Origin of the sequence: Hymenobacter segetis, from assembly GCF_038448715.1 — a bacterium.
Classification (GTDB): domain Bacteria; phylum Bacteroidota; class Bacteroidia; order Cytophagales; family Hymenobacteraceae; genus Hymenobacter; species Hymenobacter segetis.
The window spans coordinates 46,997-71,204 of the sequence record NZ_JBCEVZ010000021.1 but is presented as its reverse complement, the minus strand read 5'-3'; the positions used below and the strand labels follow the sequence as shown (position 1 = coordinate 71,204).

Below are 24,208 nucleotides of genomic sequence, written 5' to 3'. Positions count from 1 at the left end.
ATTATGGAACCGCTCCTCGCCGAAAACCCCAACCGCTTCGTGCTATTTCCCATCCAGAACGATGAGGTGTGGCAGTACTACAAGAAGTCGCAGGCCTCGTTCTGGACGGCCGAGGAAATCGACCTGAGCCAGGACCAGAAAGACTGGAACAACCTGAACGACAACGAGCGCCACTTCATCAAGCACGTGCTGGCCTTCTTCGCCGCTTCCGATGGCATCGTGAACGAGAACCTGGCCGTGAACTTCATGCAGGAGGTGCAGATGCCCGAGGCGCGCTGCTTCTACGGCTTCCAGATTATGATGGAAAACATTCACAGTGAGACCTATTCGCTGCTGATTGATACTTACATCAAAGACCCTAAGGAAAAGGATTACCTCTTCAACGCCCTCGAAACGGTTCCCGCTGTGCAGAAGAAAGGCGAGTGGGCCCTGAAGTGGATTAACTCGGAGAACTTCGCCGAGCGCCTCATTGCCTTCGCGGCGGTGGAAGGCATTTTCTTCTCTGGTTCGTTCTGCTCCATCTTCTGGCTGAAGAAGCGTGGCCTGATGCCCGGCCTCACGTTCTCGAACGAATTGATTTCGCGTGATGAAGGACTGCATTGCGACTTCGCCTGCCTGCTCTACAGCTACTTGCAGAACAAGCTGCCCGAGGCGCGGGTGCAGGCCATCATTGCCGATGCGGTGCGCATTGAGCAGGAGTTTGTGACGGATGCATTGCCCGTGAGTCTGATTGGCATGAACGCCAAGACGATGGCGCAATACATCGAGTTTGTGGCCGACCGCCTGCTGGTGTCGCTGGGCTGCGGCAAGATTTATAACGCCACCAACCCCTTCGATTTCATGGAAATGATTTCGGTGCAGGGCAAAACAAACTTCTTCGAGAAGCGCGTGGCCGAGTACCAGAAGGCCGGCGTGATGAGCGAGCGCAACGACAATGTGTTCTCGCTCGACGAGGACTTCTAGGCCTCGGCAACAAGAAAAGCGGACTGACAGGCAACCCGGTGAGAACATTCTGCGAGTTGCTGACCAGAAGGCTCCGCGCGCCGCGCGGGGCCTTCTGTGTTTAGTTTTAGTCCTCCACCTATCATTCCTTTCATTGCATGAAATACGCTTTACTGCTACTACTGCTGAGTGCGGTGATGCCCGGTGCCTATGCCCAAGCGCCGGCCAATCCCGCTCCTGCGGCCGCGACCGCGCCCACGGCGGCCATGCTCCAGCGCTACACCACGGCCAACGGGCAAACTACCTTCTTCTCCACTGCGCCGCTGGAGGATATTGAGGCGCTGAACTCACGAGTGGCGGCCATCTTCGATTTGAACACGGGGCAGCTGGCATTTTCGATGCTGATGAAGGACTTTCAGTTTAAGAACTCGCTGATGCAGGAGCATTTCAACGAGAACTACGCCGAGAGTGAGAAGTATCCGCGGGCGCGCTTCACCGGCACGCTGGTGACCCGGCCCGACGAGGCGACGCTCCGCAGCGGCCCGCAGCCGGTGTACGTGCAGGGCCAGCTCACCATTCACAATGTGAAGCGGAAGGTGCGGGTGCCGGGCACCTTGCAGCTGCGCGGCAACGACTTGGTGGTGACGTCCAAATTCAGCGTGGCCCCGGCCGACTACAAGATTAAAATCCCGGCGTTGGTACGGAATAATATCGCCAAATCCATTGATATCAGTGTGATACTGACCTGCCAGCCGGGGCCGACGGGCACGGCGAGTATCGCCAAATGACCTGGTGTTAGCTTGAAAGGAAAGCCCGCCCTGCGATTGCAGCGGCGGGTTTTTTTGTGGGTAGCAACCCCGATGCAAACGCCGTTGAAAGGTGAATCAATAGCTGGATATGGCTGCTACAATGTGGAGGTTTTTTGAAAAAATGGCCTGGCGTCCCGTTTGGGCCCTTTGTGGAAAACTTCCCCATTTTTTCCTTGCCCTCCCCAAAACCAAGCGGTAATTTCCGGGATTGAATAACTAAACGGCTCTACCAACTGCCGCCGTTCTCTTTGCCCTTTCCACAACTGAATGAACGACTTGCCGCCGGCCCTGTGCCGCGCCGGCGACATTCTTATATAAGCAAAAACCCACAACCAAACACCACTGGTATGCTAGTAATTAAACGCGACGGTCGCCGCGAATCCGTGAAGTTTGACAAAGTCACGGCGCGGATTGAGAAACTGTGCTACGGCTTGCACATGGATTTCGTGTCGCCGATTGAGGTGGCTAAGAAGGTGATTGACGGCATCTACGACGGCGTGACCACCGTGGAGCTCGATAACCTCGCCGCCGAAACCGCTGCCTCGCTCACCACCAAGCACCCGGACTACGCCATTCTGGCGGCCCGCATTGCCGTGAGCAACCTGCACAAGGTGACGTCGAAGTCCTTCTCGTCGACCATGAAGCGCCTCTACACTTATGAGGACCCGAAGAATGGCGACAACGCCTCGCTCATCGCCACCGATGTGTGGGAGGTGATTCATAAGAATGCCCACACGCTGGACTCGGCCATTATTTATGACCGGGACTACAACTACGACTTCTTCGGCTTTAAGACGCTGGAGCGCTCGTACCTGCTACGCCTGGAGGGCAAGGTGGTGGAGCGGCCCCAGCACATGCTGATGCGCGTGTCGGTGGGCATCCACAAGGAGGACATTGACTCGGTTATCAAGACTTACAATCTGCTGAGCGAGCGGTGGTTTACGCACGCTACGCCGACGCTGTTCAACGCCGGCACGCCGAAGCCGCAGATGTCGAGCTGCTTCCTGCTGACGATGAAGGACGACTCCATCGACGGCATTTATGATACGCTGAAGAACTGCGCGCTGATTTCGCAGTCGGCCGGCGGCATCGGGCTTTCGGTGAGCAACGTGCGGGCCACGGGCTCTTACATCAAGGGGACCAATGGCAACTCGAACGGGCTGGTGCCCATGCTGAAGGTGTTCAACGACACGGCTCGCTACGTGGACCAGGGCGGCGGAAAGCGCAAGGGCGCGTTCGCCATTTACCTGGAGCCCTGGCACGCCGACATTTTCGAATTCCTGGACCTGAAGAAGAACCACGGCAAGGAGGAAATGCGCGCCCGCGACTTGTTTTACGCCCTTTGGACGCCCGACTTGTTCATGAAGCGCGTGGAGGAAAACGGCGACTGGACCCTGATGTGCCCCCACGAATGCCCCGGCCTCGACACGAGCTGGGGGCCGGAATTCGAGAAGCTGTACATGAAGTACGAGCGCGAAGGCCGGGGCCGCAAGACCATCAAGGCGCAGGAGCTGTGGTTTGCCATTCTGGAAAGCCAGACGGAGACGGGCACGCCCTACATGCTGTTTAAGGACGCGGCCAACGGCAAATCGAACCAGCAAAACCTGGGCACGATTAAGTCGAGCAACCTGTGCACCGAGATTATTGAGTACACCGACAAGGACGAAATTGCGGTGTGCAACCTGGCCTCGCTGGCGCTGCCCCGCTACCTGGTGACGGACGCCAAGGGCAACACCACCTTCGACCACGCCAAGCTGTACGAGGTGACCTACCAGGCCACGCTGAACCTGAACAAGGTGATTGACGTGAACTACTACCCGGTGCCCGAAACGCAGAAGTCGAACTTCCGCCACCGGCCCATCGGGCTGGGCGTGCAGGGCCTGGCCGATACGTTCATTGCCCTGCGTATGCCCTTCGAGAGCGACGAAGCGTCGGGCCTGAACAAGGACATCTTCGAAACCATCTACTTCGCGGCCATGACGGCTTCGAAGGACCTCGCCATCAAGGACGGGCACTACGAAACCTTCCCCGGCTCGCCCCTGAGCCAGGGCAAGTTCCAGTTCGACCTCTGGGGCGTGACGCCCGACTCGGGCCGCTGGGACTGGGAGAGCCTGCGCGCCGAGGTGGTGAAGCACGGGGCCCGCAACTCGCTGCTGGTGGCGCCCATGCCCACGGCCAGCACCGCCCAGATTCTGGGCAACAACGAGTCGTTTGAGCCCTACACGAGCAACATTTACGTGCGCCGCGTGCTCAGCGGCGAGTTTATGGTGGTGAACAAGCACTTGCTGAAGGACCTGGTGGCCCTGGGCCTCTGGAACGACCAGATGAAGCAGGAAATCATCGCCGCCAACGGCTCGGTGCAGGGCATTGCCCGCATTCCGCAGCACATCAAGGACCTGTACAAGACGGTGTGGGAGATTTCGCAGCGCCGCATCATCGACCAGGCCGCCGACCGCGGGGCCTACATCTGCCAGAGCCAGAGCCTGAACCTGCACGTGCAAAACGTGAACTTCGGCAAGCTCACCAGCATGCACTTCCACGCCTGGAAGCGCGGCCTGAAAACCGGCATGTACTACCTGCGCACCAAAGCCGCCGCCGACGCCATCAAGTTCACGGTGGAAAAGCAAGCCGCCGAAACCCTGGAGCCTATGGCCTTGGTCGAGCAGAACCAAAGCGACATGAGCTGCTCGCTGGATAACCCGGAGGGCTGCGAGGCCTGCGGGTCGTAGTTTAAAGTCAAGTAGTTAAAAAGGGAAGGGTTGTTGGAAAATAACCCTTCCCTTTTTTGTGTCCTTTCCACACCTCGAGATTCAACATATTACCCATGTTTCTAAACCTAGCGTTAGCTTGGAAAAGGCTGAGAAGTGAGATAAAAGACAGAGGGTTTGTCGTGCCTCCTTTTGAGGTTGGGCTTATTGAGAATAAGCTACAAGACTGGTTAGCTACAATGCACTTGAAGCTAGTTCAAAACGTTTACAACCCAACTACTCCTGAGATATGTGATGTGCCTAAAGGCAAGCACCTCGTTCGTCCTGGTACGCTACTCTCGACTGATGACCTATTGGTCTATTATGGGATAATGGGCGGGATGTTTGATGCCATTCATGATAGAGTTGATTGGGCTCGGTACAAAATAGACTGTTCCAATATCATGAATAGGGCGGAAGGTGACTGGATATTGAGTTATTATCCCGGCTGGTCAAACTTTCGGACTAAGAGCCTATCCCTAATCAAGGAATACAAGTATGTAGTGGTAACTGATATATCAGGCTTTTTTGAAAATATCGACCACGCAGTTTTATTGTCAGATGTTAGAAGTACAGGTGTTGATGAGGACTACATAAAGCTCTTACGAACCTGTCTTGATACGTGGGCGATGATACCAGGCAAAGGCTTGCCCCAAGGATGTGTGCCATCGGACCTTCTTGCGAAACTCTACTTAGATTCTCTAGATAAACTGCTTTACAATGAAGGGTATAAGCATGCTAGATATGTAGATGATATAAGAATTTTCTGCTCTAGCTACCAAGATGCAAAGAGGGCTATTGTCTTTTTAGCATCAGCAATGCGTAAAAAAGGCCTGATTTTGCACTCGGGTAAAACGGAGATATTAGACGCGGAGGAAGCCAAGTATAGTTTTGAACACATTGACAATATCATTGCTGATGTGACCGAACGGGCTAAGCAAAAGAAACCTGTTATTTTAAAGCCAGTAGTCCTAATGCCTGACGACTACAATCGGGTAATGGTAGAAGAAGACCCGCCTGTCATAATTAAGCCGGTTCATTTAAAAGCGACCCCGATTGATATTATCAAAGAAGCTTTTAGTCAACATATACTAGCTGACCCTAAAGTATACAACAAGACCATTTACCACTTTCTTCTTAAGCGTTTAGGAGAAGCGAAAGATGATTTTGCAGCTGACCACTGTGTGTATATGCTCTCTGAACATCCAGAGGAGACAGGCAATGTGCTAGCCTACCTTGATAGTATAGATTACCCGAGGGCCAATTCAATCATAGGGTCTTATTTCTGCTCGGAGGAAACGGTTTATTGTTATCAGAATTATCAACTGATAACGTGGCTAAACAACCGGGAAAATGTGATTCTGCCTTGGGATGTGGTATGCAGAATCAGAGCTATTGCATTTAATCCTCAGTCCCCTCGCTATCTGAAATCCGTAGCTAGAAAGTTCATTGGAAATCATGGCGACATATCTGATTTTGAGAGGCTAGAAGAGTTGTGCAAAACAGCTACTGAATTGGAACAGGCTGAATTGATTTGTTGCTTAGTAAAGCATGAAAAGGGACGCAGGAATACAGTATTTAAGAGGTTGGAAAATGTGTCCTACCACAATAAATCGGCTATTTCTTACGTCAGTGACACTGAAAACAGGTTAAAAATGAAGACTAGGAGAAAGTAGCTCCAGCTTCCCCAGCCGCCCCCGCCCCGGGAGCGGCTGGTTTGGTGTTGGGGGCCGTGGGGCCGCCCCAACGGCCAGTCGGGCGCCCGACTGAGCGTTGGGGCGGCCCCACGAGGCATTCGGCTGCCCGACTGGCCATTGGGGCGGCCCCGCGAGGCAAACGGGCACCCGACTAGGCGTTGGGGCGGTCCCACGAGGCATTCGGGCAGCCGTTTGAGCAGTGGGGCGGGCGGCGGGTTGGAAATGGGCGGGAATTGAAATACATTGGCGGCAGAATCCCTTTCATTTTCAACCCTTTTAACCCCATTTCCATGTCGCCCACCACACCCGGCGCTTCGGCTGCTACTCCCGCTACCCCAGCCAAGCCCAACAAGAAAGAACGGCTGCCCACCAGCCAGCTAGCCCTGGCCACGCTGGGCACCGCCGCCGCCAAAGCCTGGCTCGCCTCCGAGCTACCCGCGCTGCTCTTCGTGAGCAAGGCCGAATTTGAAAAACAGGCTGCCGCCTACGCCGCCAGCCTCAGCACCGCCGACGGGGCCGGCGACGGCCTGAGCCCGCAGTCGAAGCGCCTGAAAACGCTCGACAAGCTCATCACCAAAAACCTGGGCTTCGTGAAAGGCTACCTGGCCGAAGATCACGACGAGGACGGCGGCGAGGGCTACTACGCCGAGTTCGGCATCATCCGCGAGGGCAAGAACTTCCGCCTGCCGTCAGCCCGCACCGCCCGCGCCCTGGCCCTGGGCAAGCTGGTGGCCGCCCTCACGGCCCACAAGTACGACAAGAAGAAATTCGGCCCTGCCTTCTGGCAGCCCATCGCCACCGAGTACGCCCAACTGGCCAAAGACAGCGGCGAAATGCGCGGCGCGGCCTCGGCCGCCGTGGGCCAGAAAAACGCCCTCGAAGCGCCCCTGCGCGTGGCCCTGGGCTCGCTGGTGGGCAGCATCAAGGCCAATTACCCCGACGAGGATGCCCAGCGCGGCGTGCTGCGGGCCTTCGGCTTCCAGAAGGAGGTGTATTAGGGGTTGGGTTAGGTATCGCATCGGCCAGCCGCTCCCGGTTTCGGGGGCGGCTGGTTTGGTGTTGGGGGGCGGGGTTTAGCATCTCTGCTTGATATATAATGTTATGATGATATATTCGGGCTTTCTCTGCACACTCATGGCTAATCCGAAAAATATCTGCTGGCTGCTGGTTTTGTTCTGTTTGGGATGGGGCTCGTCGGCCTTTGCCCAGCAGGTTCCGGCTGCGCCCCTGGCGGCGAGCCGGCCCGCGCTCACCCGGGCCGATACCGTGGCGGCGCTGCACGAGCTGTTCCAAACCAAGCGCAAATCCAGCGGGGTGGCGCTGGCCGCCGCGCCGGTAGCGCTGGTGGTCACGGTCGCAACCGTGGGCTTGTATGCCGTAAGCCAGATTGACAATAACCCCTCCAGCTCTCCCTTTCCGGTGGTGGTCATCATGGCCGGCCTGGGCGGAACAGTGGCTTTGCTGAGCCGCTACGTTCGCTACACCAAAGGCAACGAAGCGGAAATAGTGAACAAGTACGAACGAACCCACCGGCTGGCCGGGTGGGTAACGCGCAATATGGCGCAGCAAAAGCTGCTCAAGCCGTAGCTCGCGCGTGGCGCGGCGTCCGGCGCACGGCCTGGCAGGCACCTGGGGCCACCGGGCCGCTCACGCTGGCCAGTGGCCCGGCGGGTAGCCGGTGGGGAAGCTGAATAGCGGGCCGTATATCGCCGAATCAACATTTGGCCTGGCCAGTGCGTACACGCGCTACTATTCTCACCTTCACGCCGCCCCACAAGCGCCGCATTGCCATGACCAACCGCCTCACTTACCTCCTCGCCGCCGGCCTGCTCCTGGGCGGCTGCAGCCAGGAACAAGAAAAACAACGCCAGGCCGACAGCGCCCGCCAGGACGCCATCGAAGCCCAGGCCAAAGCCGACGCCGAGCGCGCCCGCGCCGATGCCAAACAAGTGCGGGCCGATGCCGAAGCCAAAGCCCACGACCTCGAAAAACAAGCCGATGCCGTAGAAAAAGGTGCCGGCGACCACCCCACCGTGGTCACCGAAGAAAAGAAAACCACCCGCTACGAAACCGTGCCCGCCCGCCGCCGCTAGTAGCGAGTCCGCCAGGTATCAGCCAGCCGCTTCCGTTCCGGGGGCGGCTGGTTTGCGTTTTGGGGGGGAGGCTAAGGCAGCACGTTGCCGATTTCCACAAAGGGCTCCCCGGCTTCCAATAGCTCTATCGCGGCGGGCAGGGTGGCCAGCAGCACTTCTTGCAGCCGCTCGTTGGAGGTGTTGCCACAAGTGAGCCAGATAACCTGCGGCGGCGGCCCGAAACGGTCAAGTAATTGCCGGAAGTCGGCGTCTTTGGTGAGCACGACGGCCCCGGCGGCTTTGGCAGCCCGGAATATTTCTTCGTCTTCGGCATCGCGCAGGCCCAGCGTGCGGAGCGCGACGGCCTCAACGGGGAATTTCCACTTTATCCAGGCCGCGATGAGCGGCGAGAGGTGCGCGTCAATCCAAAAGGTCATGCGGCGAGGCGCGGGTAGTCCAGCTGGCGGGCGGCGTATTGTAGGGCGGCTTGCAGGTCGGCGGCTTCGAGGTCGGGCATTTCGGCCAGAATCTGCTCGGCGGTGAGGCCGGCGGCGAAGAGTTGGAGCACGTCGGCCACGCGGATGCGCATGCCGCGAATGCAGGGCCGGCCGCCGCACTGGCGCGGGTTGGTGGTGATGCGATGCTGCAAGGATTCCATGTGGTGAAGATACTAGCGTTTCTCTCAGCCGCTTCCGCTTCGGGGGCGGCTGGTTTGCGTTTTGGGCGATGGGCAACGATATAAAACTGGTATTTTAAATTAATTAATAGTTATTTTTATATATTGTCAATCGGTAGCCCAGTTATGGCTTGCTGCGGGGCGGGCGGCGGCTACCCAGGCCCGATTCTTTCACCCGGCGCCCCCGCGCCCTTACCATCTTACGGTCATGCTCGTCGACGAAATCGCCTCCCCCATCACCATGGACCTGCGCGGCAGGCTCATCGAACCCCACCACCCCGACTACGACGCCAGCCGCCGGGTGCACAATGGCATGATTGATAAGCGGCCCGCCGCCATCGCCTACTGCGCCGACGATGCCGACGTGATAACCGCCGTGAACTACGCCCGCGAGCACCACCTGCTGGTGGCGGTGCGGGGCGGCGGCCACAGCGGGGCCGGCCTCGGCCTCTGCAACGATGGCCTGGTTATCGACCTCTCGCAGCTAAACGGCATCCACGTCGACCCCGTGGACAAAACCGTGCGGGTGGAAGGCGGCTGCCACCTCGGCGACCTCGACCACGTCACGCACGCCTTCGGGGTGCTGGTGCCGAGTGGCATCATCTCGACCACCGGCGTTGGCGGCATCACGCTGGGCGGGGGCATGGGGCACTTCACGCGCCGTTGCGGCCTCTCCATCGACAACCTACTGGAGGCCGACGTGGTGCTGGCCGACGGCAGCATGGTGAAAGCCTCCGAAACGGAGCACCCCGACCTGTTCTGGGCCCTGCGCGGCGGGGGCGGCAACTTCGGAATCGTCACCTCGTTCCTGTTCCGCTCGCACCCCATCAGCACCGTGTACGCCGGCCCCATGCTCTGGGAGCTGAGCGATGCCAAGCCCGTGATGCAGTGGTACCGCACCTTCATAAAAGACGCTCCTGATGAGCTGAACGGCTTTTTTGCCTTCCTCACGGTGCCGCCCGGCCCGCCCTTCCCCGAGCACCTGCACGGCAAAAAGATGTGCGGCATCGTGTGGAACTACAGCGGGCCGATGGAGAAGGCCGAGCAGGTTTTCGCGCCCATCCGCAAGGCCTGGCCGCCGGCCCTCGACCTGCTGGGCAACCTGCCGGTGCCGGCCCTGCAAAGCATGTTCGACGCCCTGACGCCCCCCAATATTCAGTATTACTGGAAGGCCGACTTCATCAACGAGCTGCCCGACGAGGCCATCGATATTCACCTGCACTTCGCCGAGATGCTGCCCAGCCCGCTTTCCACCATGCACCTCTACCCCATCAACGGGGCGGCGGCCCGCGTAGCGCCCGATGCCACCGCCTGGGCCTATCGCAACGCCACCTGGTCGATGGTCATTCTGGGGGCCGAAACCGAACCCGCCCGGGCGGCGGTTATCACGCGCTGGGCTAAAGAGTATTGGGAGGCCATGCACCGTTTCTCGGCCGGGGGCGCTTACGTCAATTTCATGATGGAAGAAGGGGCCGACCGCGTGAAGGCCACCTACGGCCCGCACTACGAGCGGCTGGTGGCCATTAAAACCACTTACGACCCGCACAACCTGTTCCGGGTGAACCAGAACATTCCGCCCGCCGGCTACCAGCCGGATGGGCAGTAAGCCACTCATCTTTCACCACGTTCACCAAAACCCCATTCCTATGAAAACCCTATTGAAATGGCTGCCCGCGCTGCTGCTCAGCGGCACCTGTACCCTGGCTCAGGCCCAGGCCACCCCCGCCGCCAAGCCCGTAGCCGCCAAACCTATGCACAAAGGCAAGATGGCCAAAGAATGTTGCATGATGAAAGACGGCAAGATGATGATGATGGAAGGCGGCAAGATGGTGCCCATGACCAAAGACATGACCATGGCCAACGGCACCGTGTGCAAGCCCGATGGCACCTGCACCCTGAAGGACGGCACTGCCATGACCATGAAAGAAGGCCAGTGCATGATGATGGACGGCGAAATGAAGGCCATGGACCACATGAAGCACCCCGGCAAAATGAAGCCCGGCCATAAGGCGAGCGCCATGAAAATGTAGGGCCCTGGCGCAATAAGTAGCGGCATACCCCAGCCGCCCCGGTACCCGGGGCGGCTGGTTTGGTTTTGGGAAATAGCCCGGCGGCCGCATCCGCCGTATGCCAGCCATGATTATTCGTGAGAAAGACAATTGGTTTCGCCTGCTCTTTGCCTGGCACGGCTCGGTGCTACCCCAGATACTGCCGCGGCTGGCGGTGCTGCTGGCGTTGTCGATAGCCGTATTGGCCGCCCGGGTAGAGCTGCCCGCCTACAAAGTGCCCCTGAGCGCCGCACCCTTCTCCTTATTTGGTTTCACGCTGGCCATCTTTCTGGGATTCTACAACAACGCCAGCTACGACCGTTTCTGGGAAGCCCGTAAGCAGTGGGGCGCGCTGCTGAACACTACCCGCTCGCTGGCCCGGCAGGCCCTCACGCTGAGCGGCCAGCCCCTGGGTGCCGTGCGGGAGTTCGTGCGGCTGCTCATCGCCTTCACCTACGCCCTCAAGCACCAGCTGCGGCGCACCGATGCCGGCCCCGACCTGGCCCGCCTGCTGCCCGGCCCGCTGGCCCAGGCCACGCAGGCCGCCACCTTCCAGCCCGTGTGGCTGCTATTGGAAATGAGCCGCTGGGTGCAGCAGGGCAGGGAAGCCGGCCAGCTGGATACCACCACGCAGTTGGCATTCGACCACAATTTCAACCAGCTTTCCGACATCGTTGGGGCCTGCGAGCGGCTGGCCGGCACCCCCATTCCGTACACCTACAGCGTACTGCTGCACCGCACCGTGTACCTGTATTGCTTCCTGCTGCCGTTTGGGCTGGTGGATAGTACCGGCTGGATTACGCCGCTCATCGTGGCCTTCGTGGGCTATACGTTTATGGCGCTGGATGCCATCATGCGCGAAATCGAAGAGCCGTTCGGGCTCGAAGACAATGATTTGGCCCTGAATACCATGAGCCACACCATTGAAGCGACATTGCTGGAAATGGTGAGTGAGCCTGCCCCGCCCGCGCCGGTGCATCCGCACCGCTACGTATTCGACTAAAGCAAACCGCAGAACTGCCGCACCAACCAGCTACCCCTGTGGCGCGGCGGGCTGTAGCTCCAGCCAGCGCCGGGCATCCAAATCGGTATCGAACGAGCGGTACATCAGCGGCAGTCCCTGAATGCTGGTGGTGACGAAGGCCGTGGCCAACCGCACCAGCACGTTGGGCGACACCACCACGGCCCCGTGGCGGTAGCCGGCCTGCACGGCCCGGGGCAGCCAGTCGTGGGCAATCCACTGCTGCTCCTCGGGCGTGAAGGGAATCATGCGCTGCTGATTGACGAGGATGCGGCTCCAGCCGCGGTGTTGCAGCGCCCGCAGCATATTCTCGAAAATAGCCCGCGTAGCTTCCGGGTTGCGCTTTTGGCTGCTCCAGTTGGTGCGCAGAAACCCGGCGGGGTCCGTCAGCACTTCGCCCGCGCTATTTTCAAAATACAGGCTGGGCAAAGCGGTAGGCATTGCGACAAAGGTACGGCCGGCTCGCGCCCAGGTTGGCGCGTGGGCCGCTATTCCTTCATCACGCGCTGGGTTTTCTGGTAGCCCTGGCCGCGCAGCGTCACCACGTAGATCCCCGGCGCGAGGTGGGCCGTGTAGCCGTTGAGCTGGCTGCCCAGCATGGCCGGCGTGCCGTGCAGCGAGAGCAGCCGGATGCCGCCCTGGGGCATGGCAAAATCGAGGGTGAGCGCGCCGGCGCTGGCCGGCACATCGGCCAGACTGAACGCCTGCGGCCCGGCCGCCGGCCCGGGGTACACGAAAAGGCGGTTGGTACGGCTGGAATTCGCGTTGCGAATGCCCGCGAAATTCACCCCAATAAGCACGGGGTCGTGGTCGGAGCAGCGGAAGGGCGTGGTGATGTCGGTAGCTTCGCCGGCCTGGTCGTACTCCAGCACGGGCGGCTCGGCCGAGTTGATGTGCCACTTCTGCACGTCCACGAAACCCACCAGGTTGGGCGTCACCACGGCATGGTCGAGCGAGCCGGTGAGGCCCTTGAACACGTAGGACGCGCTGGTGGGTGGCGTGGCCGGCACCAGCCCGGCCGCCCGCATGATGTCGATGGGGTCTTCCTCGTAGTTGGCGTTGTAGTCGCCGGCACTCACGATGCGCGTGGCCCCGGCCGGCATCACGGTTTTGTTGATGAACTCGACCAGCGCGCGGGCCTGGGCCTTGCGGCGGGCGTTGGAGCCGCCCTGGCCGTCGTTCTGGTCGGCATCGGGCCCGCTGCCGCTGCTCTTGCTCTTGAAGTGGTTCACGATGAAGCCCAGCGTATCGGGCCGCTCCTTACGCCGTGTGATGAACACCTGCGCCAGCGGCGGCCGCTCAAACACGCCCTGCACGGTGGCCACCATGGGCGGCCCCAGCGGCGCTACCACGCTCGGCTTGTAAAGAATAGCACAGTGAATGAGGTCGGTGTTGTTGGTCTGGCGCTCGGCGTTGCCGTCGTTCACGAAAATGTAGGTGCCCGCGCCCACGGCCTTGTTCAGGCCATCCACCAAGTCCTGAATGGCTGCCGTGGAGCCGTTGCCGTCGTTCTCAATCTCGGTGAGGCCGATGATGTCGGCGTTCATCTGCTGCAAAGCCAGGATGATTTTGGTGCGCTGGCGCTGGAAGTCGGCCGCCGTTTTGGCCCCGCGCGGGGTGGGGAAGCCGCCGCCCGCGCCGTCGCCATTGAAGTAGTTGAACACGTTGAAGCTGGCCAGCTTCAAATCGAGCGGGCCGAAGGCGGGCGGCGTGAGCGGCCGCACCACGTTAATCACAGGAGCATCGGCCCCGGCCAGCGGCTGCAGGCGCCAGCGCCCGTAGCTATAGGCCAGAATACCGCCGATGTTGCTCAGCGTGCTGCCCACGCGCACGGTGCGGAAGCGGGCATCGAGGTAGGGCGTGGGCGTGGGGTTGGTGGCCGAGCTGCCATCGTCGAGCACCAGGCTGCGGCTGTCGTTGGCGGCCTGATAGGCCAGCACGGCGGCCAGGTTGCTGGTGCCGCTGCTGCTGGTGCCGGTGGCGGGGTTGTCGTTGGGGTCGATGAACTGCGTGGCCTGGTAGGTCAGGCCTTCGGCCGAAACCGTGAGCTCGCCGCGCTGCTTCAGGAAGTAATTGTCGGTGACGGTGAGGGGCGCGGTGAACTGCACCCGCATCCCTTCGTAGCGCTCAGCCTTATCAGCCGCAAACTCGCTGTTGACGATGCGCACGAAATCCGGCAGCGCATTGCCCGAGGATATGACGACGAAGCCCGGCTCCGTTATCACGGCCTGGCCGAAGGAGGGGGCGGCATCGTCCTCGCGCACCATGCCGGTCACGCGCACCTTGTCGCCCACCTTCACGTTGGGGTCGGCCTGAATCACGAAAATGGCATCGGAAGTGGCCGGGTTGCCATCGGCCGTGGCTTTGTCATCCTGAATATAGAAGCCGGCCGGTTTCAGGTTGTCGTAAATGCCCGTCACAATTCCCTCCACGGTGTAATTGCCGGCCTTGGCCGCCGCGCCCGTGCCCTGAATCGAGCCAATGGAAGTAGCACTAGCCGTGCGGGTTGCCAGCAGAATAGCCGTGTAGAGGAGTAGTTTGGAGGTCATGGCGTAGAGCGAAAAGAATAGGGGCGAGGGGGGTAAAGATATCGGGAAGGGTTGGACTTCGCTAATTCTCCAATTTCGGCTGAATAAAGTACCGCTGCGGTTGCCTGCGCACCCGGCCACCCGCAAAAGTGCCGCCGCTACGCCGCCCACCGCCCATTCGCGCCGTATAATGCAGCCTATGATTCCGCTCATCACCCAGACCCCGCACCTCCAGATTCTCGCCGCCAGCCGCGCGCTGCTCACCGCCGAGCTTCACAAGCCCCAGTATTTCCCCGTGCTCCTCGGCGCGGCCCTGCCCGCCGACTGGCCACCCGCCCAGCATGACCGCCCGGCCCAGGAACAATTTCTGGAAGAACTCACCGCTGGTGGGCGCGACGCCGCCGGCTGGTACGCCTGGTACGCCCTGCGCAAAGCCGACGATACCGCGCCCCGCACCCTGGTGGGCGCGGGCGGCTTCCTGGGCCGGCCCGATGCCGATGGCACGGCCGAAATCACCTATTCCATCGCGGCCGACTGGCGCGGCCAGGGCCTCGGCACCGAGCTGGTGGCCGGCCTGGTGCAGCAAGCCGCCGATACCGGCCTGGTGCGCCAGCTCATCGCCCACCCGCCCGCCGATAATGCCGCTGCTCAGCAGGTGCTGCTGCGCAACGGCTTCGTGGTCGCTGTCAGCAGTGCAGATGGCCGCCCGCGCTTCGAGCGCGCTATCGAGCCCGTGGCTAAAGCGGCGTAGCTGGCACGGAAGCTGCCAGTGGGCGGTTATCTTTCCGCTCCCAATTTTCGCTTCCTCCCCTTATCAATAATGAAAAATCCCCTCCTGAAAACTGCCCTGCTGATGCTGGGCGTGGCTGCCCTGGGCTTCGGTGCCCGCGCCCAAACCGCGCCCGCCGCCGAAACCTGGACCAAGAAAAAAGCCGAAAAGTGGTTTAAAAAGCGCGAGTGGGCCAACGGCCTGAAATTGAACGTGCAGGAGTCGATTGATAAGGTCGAGTTTGCGAAGCAGTACCACGCCAACAAGGCGGTTTGGGACAAGGCTTTTGCCTACTTCCGCGATACCAACCTCGACCAGCTCACACCCGGCAAGTACCCGGTGGATGGTGAAAACGTGACGGCCGCCGTGACCGAAAACCCCACCAAAGAGTACGATAAAACCAACTGGGAGTCGCACCGCAAGTACATCGATATGCAGTACGTGGTGCAGGGTGCCGAGAAAATCGGCGTGGTGCCCATAGCCAAAGCCACCGTAATCAAGCCCTACGACGAGGCCCGTGACGTGGCCAACTACAGCGCCGACGGCAAACTCTACGAAGCCAAGCCGGGCACCATCTACATCTTTTTCCCGCAGGATGTGCACCGGCCCAATATCAAAGTCGACGGTGTGGAGAAGGATAAAAAGCTGGTGCTGAAAGTCCGGGTGGCCTCGTAGGCAGCCAATTGGCGGCAACAGTCGTAGAAGGTCCGCAAACGCACGTTCCTTCTTCACTTCAACCCGCTGAGCTATGTCCCGTCTCCTGTTTTTCGTCTTTCTATTTGTCTCGGCTGGGCTGGCGCAACCCGCGCTGGCCCAGACCGATGCCATGCCGCCCCGGCCCACACCGTTCAAATTCGTGAACGACGAGGCCCAACTCATGCAGCCGGCCGATGCCAAGAAGCTGGATGCCGGCCTGCGCCGCTATGCCGATAACACCGGCACCCAGGTAGTGGTAGTGACCGTGCCCACCCTGGGCGGCCGCGACGTGGCCGACTATGGCCGCGCCCTCGGCACCGCCTGGGGTGTGGGCCAGCGCGATAAAAACAACGGCATCGTGGTGCTGATAGGCGCTAAGGAGCACAAAGTCACCATCCAGCCCGGCAACGGTTTGGCCAATGTTATCACGCCGGAAGTCACCGCTAGGGTTATCAATGAGATGACGCCCGGCTTCAAGCAGGGCAACTATTTCGCCGGTCTACGCACGGGTCTGAACACGCTGATGGTGACGGCCAACCCCAGCTCGGCTCCCAAAAAAGACCAGACGGCTGATGCTGCCGCCTCGGGTGTGGCGGGTAGCAATATGGCTACAGACAATTCTTCCACCAATCTCTCGCAGGAAAACCAGTACCCCGCCACCACTTCCGAGCCGGTGAACCCGGTGCCGGCGGCGGAGCCATCTTCGCCGGGGCTGGGCATGGGTACGCTTCTCATCGGCGCGCTAATTATCGGCGGTATTCTGTGGTTTGTAATCCGGATGTTTAAGGGCCGGAGCGCGGCGGCTAATAACTCGAACGGCACGCCCGATTTCCTGCCCAACCGGCCGAACGGCCCTGTCGGCGGCTACGGCCAGAATCCAGGCAACTACGGCCAGGCCCCGAACCAGAGCAGCGGCCCCGGCATTGGCGGGATGCTGGCCACCGGCGCGGCTGCGGCGGCCGGCGCTTACCTCGGCAATCGCATGGCCTCGGGCCACGACACGTCGGGACAGAACCTATCAAACTACGGTAACAATAATAGCAATTTCAACACCGGCGCGGGCGCAGCCGGAGCGGCGGGTACGGGCGCTGCCAGCGACTACTTCTCCAACCGCGACGGCGGCACAGCCGACAACTCGGCCCCCGATTATTTCTCCGACGACAACACGGCGGCCGATAACAAATCGGACTACTTCTCCTCCGACGACAATAACTCGTCCTACGACGATACTTCGTCCAACGACACCGGCGGCGGGGGCTTCGACAGCGGCAATGATAACAGCGGCTCGTGGTAGTGTAACGCGGTATTCCAGAGCATTTCAAAAGCTCCCGTACCGGTTGGTGCGGGAGCTTTTTGCTTTATGAAAGCCACAAATCTGGCCGGTCGGCCGTAAGTTGCCGCCATGTCTTTACCCCACACGCCCCCCTCGGTAGTGCCCGTGCTGGAAACCAGCCGCCTGCGCCTGCGCGGCTTCCGCGCCGATGACTTCGATGCCTGGTTTGCCATGAGCCGGCAGCTGGCCTACCACCGCTACTTCACCCCCGAGCCCATGCCCGCCGAAGAAGTGTGGAAGCTGGTGTTGCGCAGCGCCGGCCACTGGCTGATAACGGGTTACGGATTCTGGGCGGTGGAGGAAAAGGAGAGTGGCCGCTTTGTAGGAGCCGTCGGGTTTCTGCATTTGAAGCGCGCTATCGAGCCGCCGCTGGGCGACGCCCCGGAAATCGGCTGGGTGATGGACCCCGCTATCCACGGCCGGGGCTACGCCTCGGAAGCTGTGGAAGCCGTGCTGGCCTGGGGCGAAAGCCATTTCGGGCCGGTGCGTACCGTGTGCATCATTCATCCTGAAAACGAGCCTTCGCTGCGCCTGGCGGCTAAATTCGGCTACCACGAATACGCCCGCGCCACGTACCACGACCAGCCCATCGTGCTGCTGGAGCGGCCTGGCGCGGCGTAAGTGTTTCTGTCAAATCTATTCCCCTTCCCACCATGGCCCCACGTCCCTACATCCTCGCCGAAACCACCTGGAAAACCGTTCAGGAAGCCAACTATGAAGTGGTGATATTGCCCTGGGGGGCCACCGAGGCGCACAATTACCACCTGCCTTACGCTACCGATAACATCCAGTCGGACTACGTGGCCGCCGAGGCCGCCCGCAAGGCCTGGGACCAGGGCGCAAAGGTGGTGGTACTGCCGTGCATCCCGTTCGGGGTGAATACCGGCCAGCTCGACATCACCCTTGATATGAACCTGAACCCCAGCACCCAGCTGGCCATTCTGGGCGACATCGTGCACACGCTGGCCCGGCAGGGCATCCCCAAGCTGGTGATTCTAAACGGCCACGGCGGCAACGACTTCCGCCAGATTCTGCGGGAGCTGCAAGCCGATTTCCCCAACGTATTCCTCAGCACCCTCAACTGGTTCAAAGCGGCTGACCGCAACCAATATTTCTCCGCGCCCGGCGACCACGCCGACGAGCTGGAAACCAGTGTGATGATGCACCTCACGCCCGATTTGGTAAGTCCATTGTCCGAAGCCGGCGATGGCGCGGCCAAGCAGTTCCGCATTGCGGCGCTGCGCCAGGGCTGGGCCTGGGCGCAGCGCGAATGGAGCCAGGTTTCGGCCGATACCGGCGTGGGCAATCCGGCCGCCGCCACCGCCGAAAAAGGCGCGGCCTTCCTCGAAGTCGTGACCACCAACATTGCCCAATTCCTGGTGGAGCTGGCCGCCGCCGACCCGCAGGATTTGTACGAATAAGAACCCCGGCCTGCCCCCGCCGGTTAGGAACCGGGCGAAACCAGTCGCCCGCTCCGTTTCCCTTGCCCAATGCCCGACCAATTCGACAGCGTAATATTTGACCTCGACGGCACTCTGTGGGATGCCTCCGTAGCCATCACCAAAGCCTTCCAGGCCGCCAAAAGCAGCGTCGATTACATCGACAATGACGTGACCCTGGCCCAAGTGCAGGCCGTGACCGGCCAGCCCTACACCGTGGTCTACGAGCGCCTGTTCCCCAACCTGCCCGCCGAAAAGCTCGACGAATACCGCGCCCTCTGCGCCCGGCAGGAGCTGGCCGCGGCTGTGGAGCACGGCGGCGCGCTCTACCCCGGCCTCGAAATCACCCTGCGCTACCTGCTGAATCAGGGCTACCGGCTGTTCATCGTGAGCAATTGCCAGCAGGGCTACATCGAAGGGTTTTTTAAGCACAGCGGGTTGGCGCGCTACTTCGAAGGCCACCAGTGCTTCGGCACCAAGCTGCTGCCGAAATCGGAAAACATTCGCGAAATCATTGCTGAATATGACCTGCAAGCGCCCGTGTATGTGGGCGATACGCCCGGCGACCTGGCCGCCAGCGACGCGGCCGGTGTACCGTTCATCTTCGCTACCTACGGCTTCGGCCAGCTCAGCGAAGCCGAAGCGCCGCTGCGCATCAACTGCCCCGGCGATTTAGAGAAATTGCTGTAGCAGCCTATCAGGGTTGCGCACTTCGGCGCGCGGCTGTATTTTGGGGGATGAATTTCCCGGCCATTCCCCGCATCACTATTCATCCGGCAATCTGTGAAGGGCAGCCCACCGTGCGGGGGCTGCGCTATCCCGTGTGGCAAGTGCTTGAGTGGCTGGCTTCCGGCCTGACTATTGACGAAATCCAGGCCAAACACCCGGCGCTGGAACCGGAGGATTTTCGGGCCTGCCTGGCCTTTGCTGCCGGCCGCCTCAAGCCGCTGGGCCACGTGGTCGAAGCGCCGCAGGATGAAAAATCGGAGCAGTGGCTGCTGGGGCGGCAGGGCCAGTGGCTGGCCGAGCAGGAATTTCTGAAGCAGCTCTGGGAGCGCAATTCAGTCAACAATCCGGCGTAGTGTAGTTGCCGGGCAAAGGTGATTTGGGCCTAATGCCGCCCGCGCCAATGCCGAGCTATTTTGTGTAGCTTTGGCCGCCTCCTCTGCCGCCAGTTATGTATCAGGAATTAGCTTCTACTGCCTTTTTGCACGTGGCCTACCGGCCGGATTCCTGCCTGCTGATTGGCCGTTGGCTGTGCTCCATCACCGATGAGCAACTGCATGAAGGCTACGAAACCATGCGCATAGCCGCGCTGGAGCACAACTGTTCGCACTGGATGATGGACGCTCGCCGCCGCGTTGACCGCCGCCGCAACGGCCCCGAGTGGGTCGTGACCACCTTCCTGCCCAAGGTGCAGCGCGAAATGGGCGCCCGCCTGTGCGTGGCCTTCCTCGTGCTGCCCAACCATCTGCGCGAGTTGGAAGAGGAAGCCGGCCTGCCCCTGAGCTCACCCAACACCACCGACCCGTTTCAGTACGCCCGCTTCATCGACGAAGGCGCAGCCAATGCCTGGCTCGACGAGCAGCGCCGCCAGTCCAGGAAGTAGGGCATTGTCATTCCGACGCAGGAGGAATCTGAGTAAAACCGTCAGATAGTTTCACTCAGATTCCTCCTGCGTCGGAATGACAAACCTGTTTCTCAACGCTGGCTTTCCAGGGTGGAAATGGGCGTGGCTTCTTCCACGTTCGAGGTGTTGGGGAAGGCCAGCAGGTGCGTCACACGGGGCGCATCGGGGCCGGTGTGGAGGCGGCGCACGGCGGCCTCCACCACCTGGTCTTCGCGGGTAAAGCGGTGGTGCTGGCGCTGGTGCTCGCCCCAGGTGGCGAGGTAGAAGAACTCGGAAATGCGCGTGGGGTCGTTCACATCGGCAAATACGCCGGCCCGCAAAGCCCCGTCGCGCAGGCGCAGGCGCTTGAGCTGCTCGGCCGCCGCGTGGAAGGCGGCCCAGTTGGCCGGCTCCACGTGGTACTCGATGGTGACGAGCACGGGGCCGTCGTCGGGGTCGATGGTGCCGCTGCCCACGGTGTGGGGCCGGTCGTCGGCGGGGTCTAGGTTCAGGCCCTCGGCCGAGCGCATGGGGAAGGGCAGGGCCAGCAGGGTGCTGGCCAGCATCCAGCTGGCGGCGGCCAGCAGCGAAATCTCCAGGGTGAGGTGGTCGGCCAGCTCGCCCCACACCAGGCTGCCCACCGATAAGCCGGCCTGAAACACCAGCATGTACACGCTGATGACGCGGGCCTGCACCCAGCGTGGCACGCTCAGCTGCACGGTGGTGCTGAAACTGGTCATCACCAGCAGCCAGGCAATGCCCGACACGAACATCACCGCGTACAAAATATAAATCTGATTGACCAGTGCCAACGCCGTATTGGTGCCCACAAAGGCCAGCACGCCCAGTAGTACGCGCTGGTTGAAATTGAGCCGCGAGCCCGCCCGGCCCATAATGATGGCCCCCGTCACGGCTCCCGCGCCCAGCCACGAGAGCATCACCCCGTAGTGCCCCGAGCTCAGGTGCAGCCGCCGCGCCACCACTACTGACACCAGCCCCCACATGGCCGCCGCCCCGAACGAAAAGGCGAATGTGCGCACCAGCACCCCATAAATGGCCGGCGAATACTGCACGTAGCGCATCCCGGCCCGCAGCGCACCGATGAAGTTTTCGGCCGGCCCGCTGGTCACGGTGGGCTGGCGCTTCCAGAAATACACCACCGCCCAAGTGCCCAAAAACGACACCCCATTCAGCAAAAACACCCAGCCCGATGAGTAGTACGCAATGATGGCCCCGCCAATGGCCGGCCCGATGGCCCGCGCAATGTTGTTGCTCACGCCATTCAGTGTGATGGCCGACCCCAGCGCCGGGCGCGGCACCAACTCCGTAGCAATTGATTGCCAGATAGGGGCATTCAACGCCGCGCCCATGCCCAGCAAAAATGTGAAACCCAGCACCCCGTAGGCTGAAATGCCGTTATTCAACGTCAGTACGCCCAGTGCGGTAGCCACCACCGCCATGAAGCCCTGCGTGAGCAGCAGCAGCCGGCGGCGGTCCACCAAATCGGCCATCACGCCGGCCGGCATGCTCAGCAAAAAGGCTGGTAACGAGGTGGCGGTTTGCATCAGAGCCACCAGCAGGGCCGAGGTGGTGAGGGTGGTCACGAGCCACACGCCGGCCACGTTCTGCATCCAGGTACCCACGTTCGATACCAGCCCCGCAATCCAGATGGCCCGGAACAGGGCGTACATGAACGGGGTCCAGAGTGTGACGGGGGAGGGGGGAGCGGGCGGCGTAGCGACGGAATCAGACATCAGGCAGCGGTAGGATTTCGCCATTGATAACAGCGAAACAGCACAAATGGCTTCCTACGGCTTTGGGACCGTGAAGGTGTAGCGCGGACTTTTAGTCCGCGCCGGCAAGACCCTGCACTCGCGGACCAAAAGTCCGCGCTACACCTACCGTCGCTTCTGCGACGACTCGCGCACCAGCAGCTTGGGTTTGAGTACGATGGGCTTGGGCGGGCCCACGCGGTTGGGGCCGCTTTTCAGCATCTTTTGCAGCAGCTGCACCGCCGTTTTGCCCATTTGCTCGCAGCGCTGGTCCACGCTGCTCAGCATGGGCTCGGTGAGCGTGGTGAACATCTCGTTGCTGAAGCCCACGATGGCCACGTCCTCGGGCACGCGCAGGCGCTGGGATTTCACGACTTGCAGGGCTCCCACGGCGGCTAGGTCGTTGCTCGAAAACACGGCGTCCGGGCGCTGGGGCAGCTTCAGGAGCTGGCGCATGGCCTGGGCCCCGCTTTTTTGGTTCATGTCGAAGCAGGCAATCAGGTCTTCGTCGATGGGCAGTCCGTGGGCGGTGAGGGCGTCGCGGTAGCCCTGGTGGCGGTTTTTGTGGATGCTCAGGTGGAGCGGGCCGGTGAAGTGCGCGATGCGTGTGCAGCCCTGCTCGATGAGGTGTGTCACCACCTGGTACGCGCCCTGATAGTCGTCAATCACCACGGCACTCACGTTGCTGCCCTGGAAATCCTCCACCATGCGGTCGAAAAACACCAGCGGAATGTTCTGCTGGCGCACAGCTTCGAAGTGGCCGAAGCTCTGCGTGGTGTTGGCCAAGGACACTAGGATGCCTTCGACCTGCGAGTTCATCAGCAGGTCGATATTCTTTTGCTCCTGCTGGGCATCTTCGTTCGACTGGCAAATCATCACGTTGAAGCCCAGCTTGGCGGCTTCGGTGGCGATGCCGTTTACCACCAGTGGGAAAAAGTGGCCGGTGATGTGCGGCACCAGCACGCCCAGTGTGTTGCTGCGGCCCCGGCGCAGGGCAGCGGCCAGCTGGTTGGGCTGATAGTGCAGCTCCTCGGCCAGCTTGCGCACGCGGGCCTTGGTGGCCTCGCTCACGTCGTCGTGGTCGCTCAGGGCGCGGGAAATGGTGGAAGGCGAGAGGCCCAGCGTCTTAGCCAGGTCGGTAATGGAAGCGCGGCGATTAGCCATCTGGTCGTTGTAGCGAAGTGAGGAAATACCCGCGCGCTGGCCAGTATGACCAACGGCAACAGGCTCTGCCCCGGCCGAAAACGAGGACCCGATGGCCCAACCGTACCACGGCGCGGGGTGCTGACAATTAACCGAAAGTAGGAGGCCACTCGTTCATCAAATGGCGGCTTTCGGGCATAGATGGGAATTCTGCCGCAATCTACTAGCCGAAATCGAAACCGGCAGTTTAGCGGCTGCCAAAGGCCGGGTTATTCTACCACCAAATTGTACTTGGCCACCACGCCCAGCAGGCCGTGCAGCGTGAAGTGCGCCCCGGTGATAACGTTGCTCTCGGGGCCGATAACAAACCCGGTGGCGCTGCGAAAATCCGCCTCCGCCAGCCGCGTGTTCTGGAACACGGCCCCGGCCAGCGCGCACCCCTGAAACACGGCCGCCGAAAGGTCGGCATCGGCAAAATCGGCTTCCTCCATCGTGCAGCCCACGAAGCGCGTGCCCGGCATCACGCGCCCCGCAAACGAGGCGTAGCGCAACTGGCACTGGTCGAAATGCACCCCAAACAGCATATCGCGGCAGGCCGTGAACTGCAGGCCCAGTAGCTTGCAATCGGCAAAAGCCACGTTTTGCAGGGCCGTACCCGCCAGCTTGGCCGAGCTCAGGTTGCAGTGCTCAAAAAGGCAGTCGGTGAAGCGTATTCGGCTAAAATCAGCCCCGCTGAAATCACAGTTCACAAAGCGGAATTCATCAAATTCGGTGTGGCCCAGCAGGTGGCGGGCATCCCAGCGCTCGGCCACATTGTCTTCGGGAAAATGAGTGGGCTTGCGGAGGACAGTGGGCTTGCGGCGGGGCTTAATGGCCATCGGGATGGGTTTTTTATAAACAGCAAGAA

At 61.0% G+C, this 24,208-nt stretch carries 25 protein-coding genes; 18 read left to right on the top strand and 7 right to left on the bottom strand.

What is annotated here, in order from left to right:
• Positions 1–3 precede the first annotated feature (3 nt).
• From AAFH49_RS10800 to AAFH49_RS10770, 7 genes are all read left to right on the top strand, one after another.
• Positions 4–963: a ribonucleoside-diphosphate reductase small subunit gene (locus AAFH49_RS10800; protein ID WP_342298013.1), complete on the top strand. Its 960-nt coding sequence runs from the start codon at positions 4–6 to the stop codon at positions 961–963.
• 137 nt (positions 964–1,100) lie between these two features.
• Positions 1,101–1,730, top strand: a complete 630-nt coding sequence (locus tag AAFH49_RS10795) for a YceI family protein (RefSeq protein ID WP_342298012.1) — start codon at positions 1,101–1,103, stop codon at positions 1,728–1,730.
• A gap of 368 nt (positions 1,731–2,098) precedes the next feature.
• Entirely contained in the window at positions 2,099–4,480 is a 2,382-nt protein-coding gene (locus AAFH49_RS10790) for a ribonucleoside-diphosphate reductase subunit alpha (RefSeq protein ID WP_342298011.1), read from the top strand.
• A gap of 95 nt (positions 4,481–4,575) precedes the next feature.
• Positions 4,576–6,174, top strand: a complete 1,599-nt coding sequence (locus tag AAFH49_RS10785) for a reverse transcriptase domain-containing protein (RefSeq protein WP_342298010.1) — start codon at positions 4,576–4,578, stop codon at positions 6,172–6,174.
• Between the two features lie 311 nt (positions 6,175–6,485).
• Positions 6,486–7,193 carry a hypothetical protein gene (locus AAFH49_RS10780; protein ID WP_342298009.1) on the top strand — a complete coding sequence of 236 codons (708 nt, stop codon included), beginning with the start codon at positions 6,486–6,488 and terminating at the stop codon, positions 7,191–7,193.
• Positions 7,194–7,329: 136 nt separating this feature from the next.
• A complete protein-coding gene (locus AAFH49_RS10775; protein ID WP_342298007.1) occupies positions 7,330–7,782 on the top strand; it encodes a hypothetical protein in 453 nt (150 codons plus the stop codon).
• 146 nt (positions 7,783–7,928) lie between these two features.
• Positions 7,929–8,288: a hypothetical protein gene (locus tag AAFH49_RS10770; RefSeq protein WP_342298005.1), complete on the top strand. Its 360-nt coding sequence runs from the start codon at positions 7,929–7,931 to the stop codon at positions 8,286–8,288.
• A 71-nt stretch (positions 8,289–8,359) separates the two neighbouring features.
• Here the strand turns inward: AAFH49_RS10770 and AAFH49_RS10765 are convergent, their stop codons facing one another.
• Complete coding sequence (locus AAFH49_RS10765; protein WP_241936341.1) at positions 8,360–8,704, bottom strand: DUF5615 family PIN-like protein; 345 nt, start codon at positions 8,702–8,704, stop codon at positions 8,360–8,362.
• Complete coding sequence (locus AAFH49_RS10760) at positions 8,701–8,925, bottom strand: DUF433 domain-containing protein (RefSeq protein WP_342298003.1); 225 nt, start codon at positions 8,923–8,925, stop codon at positions 8,701–8,703. Before AAFH49_RS10760 ends, AAFH49_RS10765 begins: the two co-directional genes overlap by 4 nt.
• Before the next feature lie 226 nt (positions 8,926–9,151).
• Here AAFH49_RS10760 and AAFH49_RS10755 point away from each other — a divergent pair, with 226 nt between their 5' ends.
• The 3 genes from AAFH49_RS10755 (at position 9,152) to AAFH49_RS10745 (ending at position 11,994) form a co-directional block, all read left to right on the top strand.
• A complete protein-coding gene (locus AAFH49_RS10755) occupies positions 9,152–10,549 on the top strand; it encodes an FAD-binding oxidoreductase (RefSeq protein ID WP_342298001.1) in 1,398 nt (465 codons plus the stop codon).
• Positions 10,550–10,589: 40 nt separating this feature from the next.
• On the top strand, positions 10,590–10,973 hold the full coding sequence (locus AAFH49_RS10750) for a DUF6799 domain-containing protein (RefSeq protein ID WP_342297999.1): 384 nt from the start codon (positions 10,590–10,592) through the stop codon (positions 10,971–10,973).
• A 106-nt stretch (positions 10,974–11,079) separates the two neighbouring features.
• Positions 11,080–11,994 carry a bestrophin family protein gene (locus tag AAFH49_RS10745; protein WP_342297998.1) on the top strand — a complete coding sequence of 305 codons (915 nt, stop codon included), beginning with the start codon at positions 11,080–11,082 and terminating at the stop codon, positions 11,992–11,994.
• A 30-nt stretch (positions 11,995–12,024) separates the two neighbouring features.
• On the opposite strand, the gene AAFH49_RS10740 is transcribed toward AAFH49_RS10745, so the two are convergent.
• Positions 12,025–12,453: a hypothetical protein gene (locus AAFH49_RS10740; protein WP_342297996.1), complete on the bottom strand. Its 429-nt coding sequence runs from the start codon at positions 12,451–12,453 to the stop codon at positions 12,025–12,027.
• A 47-nt stretch (positions 12,454–12,500) separates the two neighbouring features.
• Complete coding sequence (locus AAFH49_RS10735) at positions 12,501–14,561, bottom strand: ExeM/NucH family extracellular endonuclease (protein WP_342297994.1); 2,061 nt, start codon at positions 14,559–14,561, stop codon at positions 12,501–12,503.
• Between the two features lie 178 nt (positions 14,562–14,739).
• Between AAFH49_RS10735 and AAFH49_RS10730 the strand changes: the two genes are divergently transcribed.
• The 8 genes from AAFH49_RS10730 to AAFH49_RS10695 all read left to right on the top strand — a co-directional run bounded on the left by AAFH49_RS10730 (position 14,740) and on the right by AAFH49_RS10695 (position 20,386).
• Positions 14,740–15,291 carry a GNAT family N-acetyltransferase gene (locus AAFH49_RS10730; protein WP_342297993.1) on the top strand — a complete coding sequence of 184 codons (552 nt, stop codon included), beginning with the start codon at positions 14,740–14,742 and terminating at the stop codon, positions 15,289–15,291.
• A 69-nt stretch (positions 15,292–15,360) separates the two neighbouring features.
• Positions 15,361–15,984 (top strand): NanQ anomerase/TabA/YiaL family protein, encoded by a 624-nt coding sequence (locus AAFH49_RS10725; RefSeq protein ID WP_342297992.1) that lies wholly within the window; start codon positions 15,361–15,363, stop codon positions 15,982–15,984.
• 73 nt (positions 15,985–16,057) lie between these two features.
• Positions 16,058–17,299, top strand: coding sequence for a TPM domain-containing protein (locus AAFH49_RS10720; protein ID WP_342297991.1), 1,242 nt, complete (start codon positions 16,058–16,060; stop codon positions 17,297–17,299).
• 108 nt (positions 17,300–17,407) lie between these two features.
• On the top strand, positions 17,408–17,959 hold the full coding sequence (locus tag AAFH49_RS10715) for a GNAT family N-acetyltransferase (RefSeq protein ID WP_342297989.1): 552 nt from the start codon (positions 17,408–17,410) through the stop codon (positions 17,957–17,959).
• A gap of 32 nt (positions 17,960–17,991) precedes the next feature.
• The gene (locus AAFH49_RS10710; protein WP_342297987.1) at positions 17,992–18,759 is read left to right on the top strand and encodes a creatininase family protein; all 768 of its coding nucleotides are present in this window, start codon (positions 17,992–17,994) and stop codon (positions 18,757–18,759) included.
• Positions 18,760–18,828: 69 nt separating this feature from the next.
• Positions 18,829–19,467 (top strand): HAD family hydrolase, encoded by a 639-nt coding sequence (locus AAFH49_RS10705; protein WP_342297985.1) that lies wholly within the window; start codon positions 18,829–18,831, stop codon positions 19,465–19,467.
• A 47-nt stretch (positions 19,468–19,514) separates the two neighbouring features.
• A complete protein-coding gene (locus AAFH49_RS10700; RefSeq protein WP_342297984.1) occupies positions 19,515–19,859 on the top strand; it encodes a DUF433 domain-containing protein in 345 nt (114 codons plus the stop codon).
• Between the two features lie 95 nt (positions 19,860–19,954).
• Positions 19,955–20,386: a hypothetical protein gene (locus tag AAFH49_RS10695; protein ID WP_342297983.1), complete on the top strand. Its 432-nt coding sequence runs from the start codon at positions 19,955–19,957 to the stop codon at positions 20,384–20,386.
• Positions 20,387–20,478: 92 nt separating this feature from the next.
• Here AAFH49_RS10695 and AAFH49_RS10690 read toward each other — a convergent pair whose 3' ends face one another.
• The 3 genes from AAFH49_RS10690 to AAFH49_RS10680 form a co-directional block, all read right to left on the bottom strand.
• The gene (locus tag AAFH49_RS10690) at positions 20,479–22,140 is read right to left on the bottom strand and encodes an MFS transporter (RefSeq protein WP_342297982.1); all 1,662 of its coding nucleotides are present in this window, start codon (positions 22,138–22,140) and stop codon (positions 20,479–20,481) included.
• Positions 22,141–22,284: 144 nt separating this feature from the next.
• Positions 22,285–23,322, bottom strand: a complete 1,038-nt coding sequence (locus AAFH49_RS10685) for a LacI family DNA-binding transcriptional regulator (RefSeq protein ID WP_342297981.1) — start codon at positions 23,320–23,322, stop codon at positions 22,285–22,287.
• 248 nt (positions 23,323–23,570) lie between these two features.
• Positions 23,571–24,179 carry a pentapeptide repeat-containing protein gene (locus AAFH49_RS10680; protein ID WP_342297979.1) on the bottom strand — a complete coding sequence of 203 codons (609 nt, stop codon included), beginning with the start codon at positions 24,177–24,179 and terminating at the stop codon, positions 23,571–23,573.
• Positions 24,180–24,208 lie beyond the last annotated feature (29 nt).

Bases quoted from the DNA above. Each gene is read 5' to 3' on its own strand.
- AAFH49_RS10790 (WP_342298011.1), top strand. From the start codon at position 2,099: ATGCTAGTAATTAAACGCGACGGTCGCCGCGAATCCGTGAAGTTTGAC.
- AAFH49_RS10705 (WP_342297985.1), top strand. From the start codon at position 18,829: ATGCCCGACCAATTCGACAGCGTAATATTTGACCTCGACGGCACTCTG.
- AAFH49_RS10700 (WP_342297984.1), top strand. From the start codon at position 19,515: ATGAATTTCCCGGCCATTCCCCGCATCACTATTCATCCGGCAATCTGT.
- AAFH49_RS10750 (WP_342297999.1), top strand. From the start codon at position 10,590: ATGAAAACCCTATTGAAATGGCTGCCCGCGCTGCTGCTCAGCGGCACC.
- AAFH49_RS10695 (WP_342297983.1), top strand. From the start codon at position 19,955: ATGTATCAGGAATTAGCTTCTACTGCCTTTTTGCACGTGGCCTACCGG.
- AAFH49_RS10720 (WP_342297991.1), top strand. From the start codon at position 16,058: ATGTCCCGTCTCCTGTTTTTCGTCTTTCTATTTGTCTCGGCTGGGCTG.
- AAFH49_RS10775 (WP_342298007.1), top strand. From the start codon at position 7,330: ATGGCTAATCCGAAAAATATCTGCTGGCTGCTGGTTTTGTTCTGTTTG.
- AAFH49_RS10690 (WP_342297982.1), bottom strand. From the start codon at position 22,140: ATGTCTGATTCCGTCGCTACGCCGCCCGCTCCCCCCTCCCCCGTCACA.
- AAFH49_RS10780 (WP_342298009.1), top strand. From the start codon at position 6,486: ATGTCGCCCACCACACCCGGCGCTTCGGCTGCTACTCCCGCTACCCCA.
- AAFH49_RS10740 (WP_342297996.1), bottom strand. From the start codon at position 12,453: ATGCCTACCGCTTTGCCCAGCCTGTATTTTGAAAATAGCGCGGGCGAA.
- AAFH49_RS10680 (WP_342297979.1), bottom strand. From the start codon at position 24,179: ATGGCCATTAAGCCCCGCCGCAAGCCCACTGTCCTCCGCAAGCCCACT.
- AAFH49_RS10800 (WP_342298013.1), top strand. From the start codon at position 4: ATGGAACCGCTCCTCGCCGAAAACCCCAACCGCTTCGTGCTATTTCCC.
- AAFH49_RS10735 (WP_342297994.1), bottom strand. From the start codon at position 14,561: ATGACCTCCAAACTACTCCTCTACACGGCTATTCTGCTGGCAACCCGC.
- AAFH49_RS10715 (WP_342297989.1), top strand. From the start codon at position 17,408: ATGTCTTTACCCCACACGCCCCCCTCGGTAGTGCCCGTGCTGGAAACC.
- AAFH49_RS10760 (WP_342298003.1), bottom strand. From the start codon at position 8,925: ATGGAATCCTTGCAGCATCGCATCACCACCAACCCGCGCCAGTGCGGC.
- AAFH49_RS10725 (WP_342297992.1), top strand. From the start codon at position 15,361: ATGAAAAATCCCCTCCTGAAAACTGCCCTGCTGATGCTGGGCGTGGCT.
- AAFH49_RS10685 (WP_342297981.1), bottom strand. From the start codon at position 23,322: ATGGCTAATCGCCGCGCTTCCATTACCGACCTGGCTAAGACGCTGGGC.
- AAFH49_RS10710 (WP_342297987.1), top strand. From the start codon at position 17,992: ATGGCCCCACGTCCCTACATCCTCGCCGAAACCACCTGGAAAACCGTT.
- AAFH49_RS10785 (WP_342298010.1), top strand. From the start codon at position 4,576: ATGTTTCTAAACCTAGCGTTAGCTTGGAAAAGGCTGAGAAGTGAGATA.
- AAFH49_RS10795 (WP_342298012.1), top strand. From the start codon at position 1,101: ATGAAATACGCTTTACTGCTACTACTGCTGAGTGCGGTGATGCCCGGT.
- AAFH49_RS10755 (WP_342298001.1), top strand. From the start codon at position 9,152: ATGCTCGTCGACGAAATCGCCTCCCCCATCACCATGGACCTGCGCGGC.
- AAFH49_RS10745 (WP_342297998.1), top strand. From the start codon at position 11,080: ATGATTATTCGTGAGAAAGACAATTGGTTTCGCCTGCTCTTTGCCTGG.
- AAFH49_RS10765 (WP_241936341.1), bottom strand. From the start codon at position 8,704: ATGACCTTTTGGATTGACGCGCACCTCTCGCCGCTCATCGCGGCCTGG.
- AAFH49_RS10730 (WP_342297993.1), top strand. From the start codon at position 14,740: ATGATTCCGCTCATCACCCAGACCCCGCACCTCCAGATTCTCGCCGCC.